This is a genomic window from Sebaldella sp. S0638, assembly GCF_024158605.1.
Lineage (GTDB): Bacteria > Fusobacteriota > Fusobacteriia > Fusobacteriales > Leptotrichiaceae > Sebaldella.
Window position 1 is genome coordinate 1 of the sequence record NZ_JAMZGM010000091.1, and the last position, 13037, is coordinate 13037.

At 28.3% G+C, this 13037-nt stretch carries 22 protein-coding genes; all 22 read left to right on the plus strand.

What is annotated here, in order from left to right; translation table 11 throughout:
* The first annotated feature begins 430 nt into the window (after positions 1–430).
* Positions 431–829, plus strand: coding sequence for a hypothetical protein (locus NK213_RS17080; RefSeq protein WP_253351377.1), 399 nt, complete (start codon positions 431–433; stop codon positions 827–829).
* Positions 829–963 (plus strand): hypothetical protein, encoded by a 135-nt coding sequence (locus NK213_RS20500; protein ID WP_256478813.1) that lies wholly within the window; start codon positions 829–831, stop codon positions 961–963. Before NK213_RS17080 ends, NK213_RS20500 begins: the two co-directional genes overlap by 1 nt.
* Positions 964–1051: 88 nt before the next feature.
* Positions 1052–1954, plus strand: coding sequence for a helix-turn-helix domain-containing protein (locus NK213_RS17085; protein ID WP_253351379.1), 903 nt, complete (start codon positions 1052–1054; stop codon positions 1952–1954).
* Positions 1893–2702, plus strand: coding sequence for an ATP-binding protein (locus NK213_RS17090; protein ID WP_253351381.1), 810 nt, complete (start codon positions 1893–1895; stop codon positions 2700–2702). Before NK213_RS17085 ends, NK213_RS17090 begins: the two co-directional genes overlap by 62 nt.
* A 15-nt stretch (positions 2703–2717) precedes the next feature.
* On the plus strand, positions 2718–2894 hold the full coding sequence (locus tag NK213_RS17095; protein ID WP_253351383.1) for a hypothetical protein: 177 nt from the start codon (positions 2718–2720) through the stop codon (positions 2892–2894).
* Between the two features lie 15 nt (positions 2895–2909).
* Positions 2910–3326 carry a single-stranded DNA-binding protein gene (locus NK213_RS17100; RefSeq protein ID WP_253351385.1) on the plus strand — a complete coding sequence of 139 codons (417 nt, stop codon included), beginning with the start codon at positions 2910–2912 and terminating at the stop codon, positions 3324–3326.
* Between the two features lie 19 nt (positions 3327–3345).
* The gene (locus NK213_RS17105) at positions 3346–3771 is read left to right on the plus strand and encodes a hypothetical protein (RefSeq protein WP_253351387.1); all 426 of its coding nucleotides are present in this window, start codon (positions 3346–3348) and stop codon (positions 3769–3771) included.
* Between the two features lie 75 nt (positions 3772–3846).
* Positions 3847–4665 carry a DNA adenine methylase gene (locus NK213_RS17110; RefSeq protein WP_253351389.1) on the plus strand — a complete coding sequence of 273 codons (819 nt, stop codon included), beginning with the start codon at positions 3847–3849 and terminating at the stop codon, positions 4663–4665.
* Complete coding sequence (locus NK213_RS17115; protein ID WP_253351393.1) at positions 4658–5416, plus strand: phage antirepressor KilAC domain-containing protein; 759 nt, start codon at positions 4658–4660, stop codon at positions 5414–5416. Before NK213_RS17110 ends, NK213_RS17115 begins: the two co-directional genes overlap by 8 nt.
* Before the next feature lie 7 nt (positions 5417–5423).
* Positions 5424–6653: a DNA (cytosine-5-)-methyltransferase gene (gene dcm, locus NK213_RS17120; RefSeq protein WP_253351395.1), complete on the plus strand. Its 1230-nt coding sequence runs from the start codon at positions 5424–5426 to the stop codon at positions 6651–6653.
* Between the two features lie 11 nt (positions 6654–6664).
* Positions 6665–6814 carry a hypothetical protein gene (locus NK213_RS17125; RefSeq protein ID WP_253351397.1) on the plus strand — a complete coding sequence of 50 codons (150 nt, stop codon included), beginning with the start codon at positions 6665–6667 and terminating at the stop codon, positions 6812–6814.
* An 82-nt stretch (positions 6815–6896) separates the two neighbouring features.
* Complete coding sequence (locus NK213_RS17130; RefSeq protein WP_253351399.1) at positions 6897–7133, plus strand: hypothetical protein; 237 nt, start codon at positions 6897–6899, stop codon at positions 7131–7133.
* Positions 7120–7419: a hypothetical protein gene (locus NK213_RS17135; RefSeq protein WP_253351400.1), complete on the plus strand. Its 300-nt coding sequence runs from the start codon at positions 7120–7122 to the stop codon at positions 7417–7419. The genes NK213_RS17130 and NK213_RS17135 overlap by 14 nt, the downstream gene beginning before the upstream one ends.
* A gap of 13 nt (positions 7420–7432) precedes the next feature.
* Positions 7433–7798 (plus strand): hypothetical protein, encoded by a 366-nt coding sequence (locus tag NK213_RS17140; protein WP_253351402.1) that lies wholly within the window; start codon positions 7433–7435, stop codon positions 7796–7798.
* Between the two features lie 20 nt (positions 7799–7818).
* Entirely contained in the window at positions 7819–8034 is a 216-nt protein-coding gene (locus tag NK213_RS17145; RefSeq protein WP_253351409.1) for a hypothetical protein, read from the plus strand.
* A gap of 8 nt (positions 8035–8042) precedes the next feature.
* On the plus strand, positions 8043–8327 hold the full coding sequence (locus NK213_RS17150) for a hypothetical protein (protein ID WP_253351413.1): 285 nt from the start codon (positions 8043–8045) through the stop codon (positions 8325–8327).
* 129 nt (positions 8328–8456) lie between these two features.
* Positions 8457–8717 (plus strand): DUF3850 domain-containing protein, encoded by a 261-nt coding sequence (locus tag NK213_RS17155; RefSeq protein ID WP_253351415.1) that lies wholly within the window; start codon positions 8457–8459, stop codon positions 8715–8717.
* Between the two features lie 166 nt (positions 8718–8883).
* Positions 8884–10803 (plus strand): N-6 DNA methylase, encoded by a 1920-nt coding sequence (locus NK213_RS20700; protein WP_253351416.1) that lies wholly within the window; start codon positions 8884–8886, stop codon positions 10801–10803.
* On the plus strand, positions 10790–11728 hold the full coding sequence (locus NK213_RS17165; RefSeq protein ID WP_253351418.1) for a restriction endonuclease subunit S: 939 nt from the start codon (positions 10790–10792) through the stop codon (positions 11726–11728). The genes NK213_RS20700 and NK213_RS17165 overlap by 14 nt, the downstream gene beginning before the upstream one ends.
* Before the next feature lie 76 nt (positions 11729–11804).
* Positions 11805–12572, plus strand: coding sequence for a putative HNHc nuclease (locus tag NK213_RS17170; RefSeq protein WP_253351420.1), 768 nt, complete (start codon positions 11805–11807; stop codon positions 12570–12572).
* A complete protein-coding gene (locus NK213_RS17175) occupies positions 12559–12738 on the plus strand; it encodes a LuxR C-terminal-related transcriptional regulator (RefSeq protein WP_253351422.1) in 180 nt (59 codons plus the stop codon). The genes NK213_RS17170 and NK213_RS17175 overlap by 14 nt, the downstream gene beginning before the upstream one ends.
* A 20-nt stretch (positions 12739–12758) precedes the next feature.
* Positions 12759–12938: a hypothetical protein gene (locus NK213_RS17180; RefSeq protein WP_253351424.1), complete on the plus strand. Its 180-nt coding sequence runs from the start codon at positions 12759–12761 to the stop codon at positions 12936–12938.
* Positions 12939–13037 lie beyond the last annotated feature (99 nt).

Here is a 13037-nt window from a genome sequence, read left to right on the forward strand (position 1 = left end):
TATCTCCTAAAGAATATTTGAAAAAAATTTCATAATAGACAAGATAAATGTGTCCACATTATTGACATAAGTACAATGCAATTACAGGGGCTTATTATTGCAGATAAGCTAATTAAAAGTAATGGGAGTAGGCTATGTTGAACAAGTGAAATAAAAAAAGCCCTAGAAGGGCGAGGAATGAAACCTAGTGTAGAACTTTGCTGATAATCAAAAATAGAATGATTATCATTGCTATTCGCAACATGTCATTCCTCCTAATTTGAAAGTGTTAGCTCTTGGGGAGCTACGAATTATTATAACAAAAAGACTGAACCGAAGTCCAGCCTTTTATCCCAAGATTCACATTTCAAATTAGTTTTCAATAATATTATATCAAATTGTAGGAGTTTGTCAAGGGTAAAATGGAATAGAGGAATTAAAGGAGGAATCAATGAAAAAGATAAATTTTAATGATACAAATATTACTGCTGACGAAATACTTGAGAATGTGCAGGAATTAATGAAAAGACAAGATAGCCGAGCAACAATAATGGATTATATAGAATCATGTGTAGAACCTAGGAAAGTAGATGAAAATAATTCAGAGTTTAAAGTGGCATATATAGAGAAAAGAAAACAGGTAGAAAAGTTAAGGGAAGAAGTAAGGACCCTGTTAAAAGAAAATGGAGAGCTACAGGAAGAATTGAAGAAAAAGGAAGAGAAAATAAAAAGTCTCGAGAAAAAAGAAGAACCAAAGCCTAAAGGTGTAGCAAGAGGGGGAAGGAAAGCAAAAAAAGAAAAGGAAGATGTGAATATAGATGATGTTTTAAAGGAAGGACTGAGTGAATAATGAGAAATAAAGACATGGAAAATTTGAAGGATATAGCGGAAAGTCTTCTAATAGCCTTAGAAGATAAAGATGAAGAATCAGCAAGAATTCTGTATGAAGATTTGACGGAAAAATGGGAAGAAATAGATGGATAATAAAAAAGCCCCTTCTGATTAAGAAGAGGTTGGAATGTACTTAAAATAATTGTACCACAAAAAAAGAAAAATAGGAAGTGATGATTCTATGAATCAATTTATATATAAGGCTCTTAATGATAAAGAGTTAAATGACGGGGAATTTAGGCTATATAGTTTAATAAAAGAATTAGGAAATAATAATGCTGGATATTGTTATGCTACAAATTCTTATTTAGCCAAGGTATTAGGAAAGCATGAAAAGAGCATATCAAGGTTGATAGGTCCTCTGATAGAAAAAGGGTACTTATATATGATTGCTTTGGAAAAAGGAAATGCGGTAGAAGAAAGACGATTGTACGCAGAGGAATCATATAAGACCTATTTAGAAGATTTAGAAAGTTATGAATCGAAAAAAGCAATGAAAACCTACTGTTTAAAAGAAAAAACAGAAGATGGAGATGAAACGACAGTAACTGTAAACGAAAGAAATTATAAAGAATACACGGGTAACAAAAACGCTACCGGTAACAAAAATGTTACTGGCACGGGTAACAAATTTGAGGACGGTACGGGTAACAATATTGTTACGGAGAATATATATAATATAAATAATAATAATATAAATATAGAAGAAGATGAAGAGCTGGGAAATAATCCGTTAGGACGGGCAAATTATTTCTTTGATTCACTGATAAAAAATCATGTTTTGGAAGTAAATGAAATGGCTAAAGAAGTTTTGGTGAAGGAACATTATACAAAACTAATTAAATATGATATGAAGCGACTGAAAGCAATTTTGCAGAAAATACTGAAAGTCAGGTTTATCCATGAAGAAATGAGAAATAAAACTGGGAATGACAGGAATTTTTTAGTTTGGATAGTGAAAAATATAGCCTTAATAGAAATAGATCAGTTTCAAGATTATCAGAAGAAGGATGGTAAGAAAAATGGAAAGTTTACGGGAAATAGCAGAGAAAAACCAAATAAGGGCTGGGGTCAATTTAACTGATGAAGATTTAAAGCGAAATTTCATAGAAGAATCTGTAAAAGAGGGAGCATATTATTATAACCAGATAAAAGAAAATGAGGAAAAAATAGAGACAGATAAAAGGCAAAGAGAAATAGAACTTTATTGTCGGAAGTCATTAATAACACCGAAGGTTCTAAAAGGGAAATTTGAAAATGTGGTATTGAATTCTAAAATAGAAGAAAAATATTACAAAAATCTTTTAAATTACTGCAAAGTATTTGATGAGGTAAAAGAAGATGGAGTGGGGATACTTTTAACAGGTAATCCAGGTACGGGAAAATCATTTTATACGAGCTGTATCTATAATGAATTAAAGAATAAATATAAGGTTTACAGGTTTAATTTTAGTTTTTATCTTGAGACATTGAAAAAAGATTTTAATGAGATAGAAAGACTGGAGTTTGTAAGAAATGCAGATTTAATAATAATAGATGACCTAGGTAATGAAGTGATGGAAAAAGAAAGTAAAATTGAAAAGGACGAAAATACAATAAACTGGAGACAGGAAAGACTTTTTAATTTAATACAGGAAATTTATGAAAATGAAATTCCGGTAATCATAAGTAGTAATCTGACATATGGCCAGTTGAATAAGTTTTTAGAGATAAAAGGCAGTGATAAGTTAATGGATAGACTAGTAGAGCAATGTAAACACTTTCACTTTGACTGGGAAAGCAGAAGAGCAGAAGTAAATAAGACTAAGTTTCAAAAATACTTTAGTTCTTGATTGGAGTGATTCCTGGTGAATGAGAAAGAAGAAAAAGAGTTATTGAGACGAAAAAATAAAGAGCTTGAATTACTCAGGGAAGGTATAGAAATTTGTGTATGGAAGGTGTACCCAGCTAAAACTATAGAGGATGCAGATAGAAAAATATTATTTTTAAAAAGAATACGGAATCAGGTAAATGAATTCAAATAGGAGGAATAAAAAAGTATGAATATAGTGTGCTTAAGTGGTTATATATCTACCCATGAATTAAAACTGCAGCAGACAGAAAGTGGAAAAACTTATTTAAGATTTTCAATAGCAATTTCAAACGGTAAAAATAAAGAAGGAAAAGCATATGATCCTGATTTTATAAATTGTGAAGCATGGGAAGAAAGGGCATTACATATTTCTGAATACTATTCTAAAGGAAAAGGTATAGAAATAACTGGAAAAATAAAACAGGACAAGTGGGAAGATGAAAATGGAAATAAAAGAAATAGATTAAAAGTCTTGGTAGATAGGATAGAATTTCCTAAATCAAATAAAAATGAAAATGGAACTGGAAAGGCGACAGAACCTCATAGTTGGGAACCAGGTGGAGCAGATAACGACACTATAGATGATGACGATTTTCCATTTTAATTAATCAGGAGGTGAAAAGATGATAAAAGAATTTTTATTAAAATTACAAAAGAGGAAGAAAAAGAAGAGTTTAATAGGCTTTGGAGCAAAAAAATGTGAATTAAATAGGAGCGAAGTACCTGTAGTAATGCTAGATTTTCCTTATAAAATATCAGAAGTAGCATTGGAAGTATTGAGACAGGGAAATAAAAAGTTATATATTCAACACTTAAAAAGAGAAGGAGTTTTGAAAATAAAGAAAAAACTGGATAGAGTTCTAAATGACATAGAAATATCAAGAGCGAATGAAGTTTTGAATAATATATATTTAGAAGAAAATGAGGGGAAATTATATTTTGTAACTTATATAGAATTATGCGAAATGCGTGGTTTTGATCATATAAAAAATTCTATAGAAGTATTTAAAAGAAAGGCAGGGATAGTGCAAGGAATTATTTGGAGTTAATTTAAAGGGAATAGAAGTGTTATAGATAAAAAAATCTTTTGAGTTGGTATAAATAAACTTAAGGGAGAGTAATAAATGCAAGTAATAAAAACAGGATTTTCAGGTAATAAATCAAACAGAGTAAAAGAAATAGCAGAGTTAACCAGAAATGGAAAATATACAAGAATAGTTGAAATATTTGGTGGTTCTTGCGTAATTTCTAATAATCTATTAAAAGAAAAAATAGTAGAGGAAGCAATAGCAAATGATTATGATCATTACTTTGATAATTTTGAAGAACATATTCATTTCAAAGAAAATTTTATAGAAAAATTACTGAAATTAGGGCTGGAAAAGTCAAAAGAGCGAAGAATGAGTAAAGAACATCAGGAAGTAGTACAAAATTCATTGAAAGATAAAGATAAAAATTTATTGAAATATTTATCAAAGAACTTTGTTTTTAGTTCTAAGAGAGCAGCAGCAGAAATAAAAATAAAGGATTTTATATATTTTACAAATGATATAACCATAGAAAAAGACCTTGAATATATAAGACATTTGAAAAATGTAAAATTGGATAGTTTAGATTATAAGGAATTTATAGAAAAATATATAAAGTTTGGTGATAGAAAGACATTAGTGGTAGTTGATCCACCATATCTAAATTCATCACAAAAACAGTATGGTGACGAGTTTTTTGGACTAGAAAAAACAATAAAATTATTAAATAGTTTGAAGGAAAAAAGAAATGATTTTATATTTTTCAATCAGATAAAAGAGGATTCAATAGAGTTATTGAAATTATATGATTTTAATTTTGAATACAATACACGAGTATCTTATATGTCTGCCGGAAGAAAAAGAGAGGATTTTATGGCACATATAAAATTTAGTGAGGTGGCTAACAATGAATGAGTTACAAGTATTTAAAAATGAAAAATTTGGAAGAATAAGAACTTTAGAAATAGAAAATAAAATATGCTTTGTAGGAAAAGATATTGCAGAAGCATTAAATTATAAAGAAACACATAAGGCAATATTAAAACACGTAGATGAGGATGACAGGATAAAACATCCCGTCATAGATGACTTAGGAAGAGAACAGTTAAGTTGGGTAATAAATGAGAGCGGTTTATATAGTTTAATACTAAGTTCAAAGATGAAAGAGGCGAAAATATTTAAAAGCTGGGTTACAAGTGAAGTATTACCAAGTATAAAAAATCACGGTGCTTATATAACAAGTGAAAAAATAGAAGAAATATTAAATAATCCTGATACCATAATAAGATTAGCGACTAATTTAAAAGAAGAACAGGAAAAAATAAGAGGTCTGGAATATGAGCTTAAGAAAAATGAGCCTAAAATAAATTACTATGACAGGGTATTAAATTCAAAAGATACAAAGACAGCAACAGAATTAGGACAAGAATTTGGAATGACAGCCTATAAGTTGAATAAATTTCTAATATCAATGGGAGTATTAAGCGAACGGTATGGGAAAATTTATATAAATGGGGCATTTGTAGATAAGGGATATCACGAAATAAAAAAATACCCTTATAAAAATAGTCATGGAATTGAAAAAGTAAATGAATATCTTGTCTGGACACAGAGAGGTAAGGAATTTATATATGGGCTATTAAAGAAAAATCTTATGATAAGTTAGGAAAAGAATGAACAAAATAAAAATAATTGAATTATTTGCGGGGTTAGGAGCACCACGAAAAGCATTGAATAATCTAAATATAGATCATGAAGTAGTGGGATTTTCTGAAATAGATAAATATGCAGAGATTAGCTACAGGGCAATACATAAAGATTTAATAACTCCTAATTTAGGGGATATTAGAAAAATAAAAGAATTGCCTGAAAATGACTTAATAACTTATGGTTTTCCATGTCAGGATATAAGTGTGGCAGGATATGGTAAAGGAATAAAAGAAGGAACTAGAAGCGGATTATTACTTGAAGTGGAACGGTTATTAAATATTGCAGCAGATAAAAATAAACTGCCAAAATATTTATTAATGGAAAATGTAGATGCCTTATTATCAAAAAAGCATATAAAAGATTTTGAAAATTGGTTGGTAAAACTGGAAAGCTTGGGATATAGAAACTTTTATAAGATATTAAATGCTAGAGACTATAATATACCACAGAATAGAAATAGAGTATTTTGTGTAAGTGTTAGAGAGAATAATTTTAAATATGTTTTTCCAGAAAAAAGAGTGCTGAAATTAAAATTAAGTGATTTACTAGAAGATGAAGTACTAGAAAAGTATTATTTAAGAGCTGAAAAAGTACAAGCTTTTTTAGAAAAATATAATTATGAAATAAAAGATCTTGAAACAGGAATATATCCATGTGTGACACCAGACAGGCTTGAAAAACGTCAAAATGGAAGAAGATTTAAAGGCGATAATGAGGAAATGTTCACACTTACCACACAAGATAGACACGGAATAATAAAAATAGGGAGTTTAACAGACAGAGATTCTCAAGGAGAAAGAGTATATACAACAGATATGGCGGTAACCTTAAATGCGAATGGCGGAGGATTGGGAGCAAAGACAGGTTTATATCTGATAAATAAAGATATAAGTTATTGTATAGATGCTAATTATACGAAGGGAACGACATTAGAGGATTATTTCAAAAAGAAAAGACGTCAGTTGGTATCGGATAAAACTTTTGGAATTAGGAGATTAACTCCACAAGAATGTTTTAGACTAATGGGATTTTCAGACCATGATTATGAAAGAGTAAGACTGGCAGGAATAAGTGATTCGCAGGCATATAAGCAAGCTGGTAACAGTATAGTTGTAAATGTACTAGAAGCAATATTTGAAACTTTATTTATTGAAAATAGTAAAAATCAAAGTAGTGAATATAGATTATTTTAATTGGAGATAATATGAATAATAAAATAAAAAAAGTATTTGTGAAAAAAGAAAATGATATTTTGTATTATTGGATAAAAGTATGTGGTGGCAAATTTGGATTTGAAAAGAAAAAAGACCTGATAAGATTTGCAATACAAAATAATTATGAATTAGAGTTTTAAAATAAATGCAGTAAGTGTAAAAGATAGGGAATTATTTCACTTGCTTGGGGGATGCAGGCCAATATAAAGGAGCGGAATTAATATGAAAGACATAGATGAAAACAAAATATTAATAGTAATTGGTTCTAATAGTAAAACAGAAGCATGTATAGTAATAAAACACATTGAAATAGTAGGTTTAAGTGAGAAGGAAGTAATATTTTTCATGATTAGTGGAAAAAAAGTACCTGTAAAATTTGGAAGTATGGAAGAAGCAAGAGCTTGCTATGAAAATACAATGAAACAGATAACAGGGAGAGATACAGATGAGATTAATTAAAACAGGAAAAAGTATAATGAATTTAACAGAGGAAGAAGCAAATAAACTAATGGAAATGACACATAATTATACAGATATGGATAAGATACCAAAGGTAAAAGCGATAGAATTATTTGATGATTATGAGGGAAGCATGCTGGTAATGTATCAATCGGAATTTTACACAGAACAAAGTTATATATTCAGAGAAGAAGATATATATCCAATAAAAGGATCAGCAGATATAGCATCTAAAATAAAAATAGAATTTCTAATAAATCACGGCTATTTGAAAATAGATGAATAAAGGAGAGATAAATATGAATGAAAAACAGTATGCATGGTACTTTGATAATTTATCAGCAAGTAGTGAACCTTGTAACTCGATAGACGAGTGTTTAAAAGAAGCGAGACAAGAAAATAATGGAGAATACGAAAAGGTATTTATAGGAACTGTTGAATATATTGAAGGCAAAATTGACGTTGATGTTCTGATTGAAAATATTCAAGATGATGTTTATCGTGATACCGAGGATAATATTGAAGATTATCTTGAAGATGTAACATACGAGGAAAAAGAAGAGCTGAATTTATTATTAAATGAAGTTTTTGATAAATGGAAAAAGAAAAATCAATATGAATTAGATTTTTATTTTGTTAAAGATGCAAAAGCTTATAATCTTTAGAAGAATAAGAGGAGTGGCCTATGGATAATATGACATATGAAGATATTGCAAGAGCAGCCGAAGTTCTTACAATAGTATATGAAAAGTCAAAAAAGATGTTGAGTGTAATACCTGTGAAAGCTCAAAAAGAAATGCTGGAAAAAGGTTTTACAATTGATGATTTTATAAGTGAATACAAAAAATATTCAGGATATACAGAAGAAAATGGTTTATTGCATGAAAATTTGAAAAAGTAGGAGGAAGAATGAAAAAAATTATAACATTATTTAGTTTATTATTATTAGTATCATGCGGAAAAAGTTATAAAATTACAGGGAAAAATTTTTATAAAGTTGGTGGGGGAAAATACTTAGTATGTAGAGGAAATGAATATCGTAAAACTTGCAGGGAAGAAATAGAACCAATTGAGATAAGATATGCAATAGCTTTTGATAATGGAATGTGGACAAATATAAGCAAAGAAGAGTATAAAAAATATAATATAGGAGATACTTATAAAGTAAAAATATTACAAACAATAACAAGATAAAAAAGATATATTTTATTTAAAAATTTATATGAAAAAATATATTCTATAATTTTAAAAAAATACTTGTAAATAAAGGGTTTGATAATATAAAAAGATATATTTAAAATAATAAAAAATATAGGAGGCTGCATGATAAAGAAACATGAAATAAAAATAGATCCTGAATATTTTAATGATGTGGTTGAAAAAAGAAAAACATTTGAAGTAAGAAAAAATGACAGGGCCTATGAAGTAGGAGATTTATTGCAAATACAAGAATATAATAGAGAAACAAAAGAATATACAGGAAGAGAACTTTGGACTTCAATAACATATATTCTAGATGATCAGGAATATTTAAGGGATGGATATGTGATACTGGCATTGGAAATCTTAGAAGTGAATAATTAGAAAAAATGTGACAGTGGACAATGAAAATTGAATACAAAGTTTTGCAAAGAAGTAGTATTTATAATAAAAATTGATTATTTTAAGTTAAGATGATCCACATATTGCTTTATCCCGATAATTATAGTAAACTATTATTATATAATCAAGATTATAGAGGGAGATAGCTGTGGCAAATGAAAGAATAACAGAAAATATAGTAAGAAAACATTTTGAAAGTTTTGGATATGAATTGGAAGAACAAATTCCTAAAAATAAAAAAATAAAAAAACTATTACAAAATGCTTCGAAGAGTGGAGATGGTAATGGGAGACCGGAATTTTTATTAACTTTTGATGATGAGGAGTTATCGGATTTAATAATTGTAATCGAATGTAAAGCTTTGACAAAAAATCATGCAAGTAAAGAGGGAAATAAATTCAAAGAATATGCTGTAGATGGAGTTTTATTATATTCAGCATATCTTTCAAAAGAATACAATGTTATTAGTATAGCTGTTAGTGGTCAGGATGAAAAAGATTTAAAAATATCTACTTTTTTTCAAGGAATAAAATCTGATTATAAAGAAGTGTTGGGAGATAAGTTACTGTCAGTAGATAATTATATAGAATTTTATAAAGAAGAGATAAAAAGAGAGGAAAGTAAAAAAAATTATGAAGATATTTTAAGTTATGCTAATGAACTTAATGATGAATTACATGATTTAAATATAAAAGAAGATAAAAGAAGTTTATTGATTAGTGGAATTCTAATTGCTCTAGGGAGTGATACATTTAATTATATGGACTATGGGAAAAGATCTAGCAAATTAGAAGAAGAAGCTAATAAATATAAAAAAGATAAAGAAAAATATAAAAAAAAATTTATTATATATCAAGAAGAGGCGAAGAGAGAAACAAAACAATTAACAAATGCTTTATTGAATTGTATAGTAGAAACATTGAGTACTTCTGATATTCAAGAGGATAAAATAGAATTATTTAAAAATACATTTGTATTTCTAAAAGATTTAGATATGGAAGTAAAACAGATAAAAAAAATAATACATGATATAAATTCTAAATTAAGAAATTATATTGAAGAAAATTCTTTAAATAATAAAATACAAGATATAATTAGTGAATTTTATATAGAGTTTTTAAAATATTCAAATTCAGATAAAAGTTTAGGTATTGTTTTAACACCTTCTCATATAACGGAATTATTTTGTGAGTTATCTAATCTTGATGAAAATGATGTTGTTATTGATAATTGTACTGGAACAAGTGGTTTTTTAATTTCTGCAATGGGTCGTATGATGAAAAAATCAAAAGGGGATATTGAGAAAATTAAAAATATAAAATCTAAACAATTATTAGGGATAGAAAAAGAAGGAACCATTTATACTTTAGCAGTATCAAATATGTATTTACATGGAGATGGAAAAAGCAATATTTTCAAGGGAGATTGTTTTGATGAAAAAATAAAATTGGAAATAAAAGAGAAATTTTTACCAACAGTCGGTTTTCTAAATCCTCCATATAAAAGTAAAAAAAATGCAAGAGAAGAAATGGAATTTATATTGAATAATTTAGAGTTTTTACAAAAAGGTGGAAGATGCGTCGCGATAATACCAATGAGTTGTGTACTTGCTTCAAGTGGGAAAGGTTTTGAGTTAAAGGAAAAGTTATTAAAAAAACATACATTAAAAGCTGTTTTGTCAATGCCAGATGAACTGTTCATAAACTCAAAAGTAGGAGTTGTAACAGCAATTTTAGTCATAGAAGCTCATAATCCACATCCTAAAAATTTTAAAACATTTTTTGGTTATTTTAAAGATGATGGTTTTGTAAAAAGAAAAAATAAAGGACGAAATGATCATTTAGACAAATGGAAAGATATAAAGGAAAAATGGTTAAATCTATATGTAAACAACGAAATTGAACCGGGATTAAGCACAACTAAAATAATTACAGCTAAAGAAGAGTGGTGTGCTGAAGCATATTTAGAAACAAACTATACAGAACTTACACAAGATGAATTTGAACAAACTCTTAGAGATTATTTAGCGTATCTTGTAAAAATAGGTGATTTAGATGAAAATGATTAAACTACCTGAATTGTTTGATTTTTATAGGGGAAATGATTTTGAACTTATTAATATGAAGCAAGATGATAATTCTAAAATTAATTTTATTTCAAGAACAGGAAGTAATAATGGAGTAGCAGCTAGAGTTAAAGTCGTAGAAGGAGTTGAACCATTTGAAAAGGGCTTAATAACAGTTGCTCTTGGCGGAAGTGTTTTGTCTACTTTTGTTCAAAAGAGAGATTTTTATACTGGTTTTCATGTTATGGTATTGAAACCTAAAAAAGAAATGAGTTTTTTAGAAAAACAATTTTATGCATTATGTATTGAAAAAAATAAATATAGATATAACTATGGAAGACAGGCAAATAAAACTTTAAAATCACTAGAAATTCCAGAAAAAATACCGGATTGGGCTCAAAAAAATTTAAATATAAAACAATTGAAAAAAAGAAAAAAAGAAAAAATTGTTTTAGAGACTGGTAAATGGAAAGAGTATAAATTAAGTGACTTTTTTACTATAAAATCTTCGAAAGATGAATTTTCAAGTTCATATTTGCCAGGATCTATCCCATACATTACATCAACAGCTTACAATAATGGGGTTACAAGTTATGTAAGTTCGAGTGAAGTGAATGAAGGGAATGTTATAACAATAAATCGTGGTGGCTCAGTAGGATGTGCTTTTTATCAAGAATATAATTTTTTAGCTACTAAAGTAGATGTTAGAATTTTAAGTATGAAAAAACCATATATATTAAATAAATACATAGCTTTATTTTTAACTACTATATTAGGAAAAGAGAAGTACAGATTTAATTATTCGAGAAAAATGGGAACAAATAGATTAAGGGAACTAACTATAAAATTACCAACACTTAATGATAAGCCAGACTGGGAATTTATGGAAAATTATATAAAATCACTTCCTTATAGTGAAAATATTTAAGAAAAGCAAGACTTTAAAAAAAGAGTCTTGCTTTTTTGTTAGAAAAATAAAGGGAAGTTTGGTGGTGAAAAATAGCATGAAAAAGATAGATAAAATAAAGGGAGTATTTGAAATAGACATGGAAAATAATCTTGTTAATTACATTATTACTTCTACTCATACAATACAGAAAAATAGAATTGAGTTAATGGGAAACTTCATAGAAAATGCGAATCATAATATAGAAGTAGAGGATAGACTTACAACGGCACAGAGGGAAAAAATTTGGTGTATTTTAGACGATTTTGCATATTGCCTCGGTGGAAGTAAGGAAGAGTGGAGAGAACAGCTAGAAACAAGATTTTGTAAAGAAAGAGATTTGGAATATTTTTCTATATCGGAACAGAAAAGAGATGGAGCAAGTAAGAAAATAGCAACAGAATTTATTCAATGGCTTACAGAATTGGCAATAATGGAAGGTGTAGGTTTTAGGGAATATATGGAACACTGGACGGAATGGGTACCAGATATAGCAAGAATTGTAATAGCATGTTTAAAAGTAAAGAGGTGTTGTGTAACAGGACAATCAGGGGCAGACATTCACCACGTTGAAAGTGTTGGAGCTTCCGGATATAATAGTTCATTTATAGATGATTTACTTGTATTGCCACTATGCCGGGAAATGCACAATAAAATACATAACATGGGAGATAAAAGTTTCATAGAATTGGAACATTTAGTTCCTGTCCCTGCTAAACTTGCAAAAGGAATATGGACAGATGAAGAAATAAAAAAAGAAATAGAATTTCATATCAATCCGAAGATAAATAGTGATTATCAAGGAGCAGGCTATGAAATTAAGTAAACGGGAAGAGGAGACAGAAAATTTATTGAAGCAGGGCCTTACTCAAAGGCAGATAGCATATAAATTAAAGATAACCAGAAGAACAGTGAGGGAATATATTAAACGAATAAATCAAAAGAAAAATCAAAAAGTGGGCGACAAAGGTATTGAAAAAAATAGTAATTAATAATATACTAGGAGTATAAGATGACAGAAAGCAAAAAAGAAAGATATATTAATTTTATTTTAAATAATAAAGAAGTTGAATATTTACTAGAAGATTTGATGAAATTAGAGAAAAAAGGATCAGGTTGTACAATAAATGTTTATGTAAAAAAGGGTAAGATAAATTATAAAGACTATACAGTGAGATCACTGATAGATTGATAGAAAAGCTAAAGGGCAAAAATAGAGCCTGTGATAAAAAGTCTGTAAATAAAAAAATCTTTTTATGATAAACTAAAAACAGGAGGACTTTATTATGAA

Bases quoted from the DNA above. Each gene is read 5' to 3' on its own strand.
- NK213_RS17180 (WP_253351424.1), top strand. From the start codon at position 12,759: ATGACAGAAAGCAAAAAAGAAAGATATATTAATTTTATTTTAAATAAT.
- NK213_RS17165 (WP_253351418.1), top strand. From the start codon at position 10,790: ATGAAAATGATTAAACTACCTGAATTGTTTGATTTTTATAGGGGAAAT.
- NK213_RS17110 (WP_253351389.1), top strand. From the start codon at position 3,847: ATGCAAGTAATAAAAACAGGATTTTCAGGTAATAAATCAAACAGAGTA.
- NK213_RS17080 (WP_253351377.1), top strand. From the start codon at position 431: ATGAAAAAGATAAATTTTAATGATACAAATATTACTGCTGACGAAATA.
- NK213_RS17175 (WP_253351422.1), top strand. From the start codon at position 12,559: ATGAAATTAAGTAAACGGGAAGAGGAGACAGAAAATTTATTGAAGCAG.
- NK213_RS17085 (WP_253351379.1), top strand. From the start codon at position 1,052: ATGAATCAATTTATATATAAGGCTCTTAATGATAAAGAGTTAAATGAC.
- NK213_RS17135 (WP_253351400.1), top strand. From the start codon at position 7,120: ATGAGATTAATTAAAACAGGAAAAAGTATAATGAATTTAACAGAGGAA.
- NK213_RS17115 (WP_253351393.1), top strand. From the start codon at position 4,658: ATGAATGAGTTACAAGTATTTAAAAATGAAAAATTTGGAAGAATAAGA.
- NK213_RS17125 (WP_253351397.1), top strand. From the start codon at position 6,665: ATGAATAATAAAATAAAAAAAGTATTTGTGAAAAAAGAAAATGATATT.
- NK213_RS17150 (WP_253351413.1), top strand. From the start codon at position 8,043: ATGAAAAAAATTATAACATTATTTAGTTTATTATTATTAGTATCATGC.
- NK213_RS20500 (WP_256478813.1), top strand. From the start codon at position 829: ATGAGAAATAAAGACATGGAAAATTTGAAGGATATAGCGGAAAGTCTT.
- NK213_RS17090 (WP_253351381.1), top strand. From the start codon at position 1,893: ATGGAAAGTTTACGGGAAATAGCAGAGAAAAACCAAATAAGGGCTGGG.
- NK213_RS17130 (WP_253351399.1), top strand. From the start codon at position 6,897: ATGAAAGACATAGATGAAAACAAAATATTAATAGTAATTGGTTCTAAT.
- NK213_RS17155 (WP_253351415.1), top strand. From the start codon at position 8,457: ATGATAAAGAAACATGAAATAAAAATAGATCCTGAATATTTTAATGAT.
- NK213_RS17105 (WP_253351387.1), top strand. From the start codon at position 3,346: ATGATAAAAGAATTTTTATTAAAATTACAAAAGAGGAAGAAAAAGAAG.
- NK213_RS17100 (WP_253351385.1), top strand. From the start codon at position 2,910: ATGAATATAGTGTGCTTAAGTGGTTATATATCTACCCATGAATTAAAA.
- NK213_RS17140 (WP_253351402.1), top strand. From the start codon at position 7,433: ATGAATGAAAAACAGTATGCATGGTACTTTGATAATTTATCAGCAAGT.
- NK213_RS17145 (WP_253351409.1), top strand. From the start codon at position 7,819: ATGGATAATATGACATATGAAGATATTGCAAGAGCAGCCGAAGTTCTT.
- dcm (WP_253351395.1), top strand. From the start codon at position 5,424: ATGAACAAAATAAAAATAATTGAATTATTTGCGGGGTTAGGAGCACCA.
- NK213_RS17170 (WP_253351420.1), top strand. From the start codon at position 11,805: ATGAAAAAGATAGATAAAATAAAGGGAGTATTTGAAATAGACATGGAA.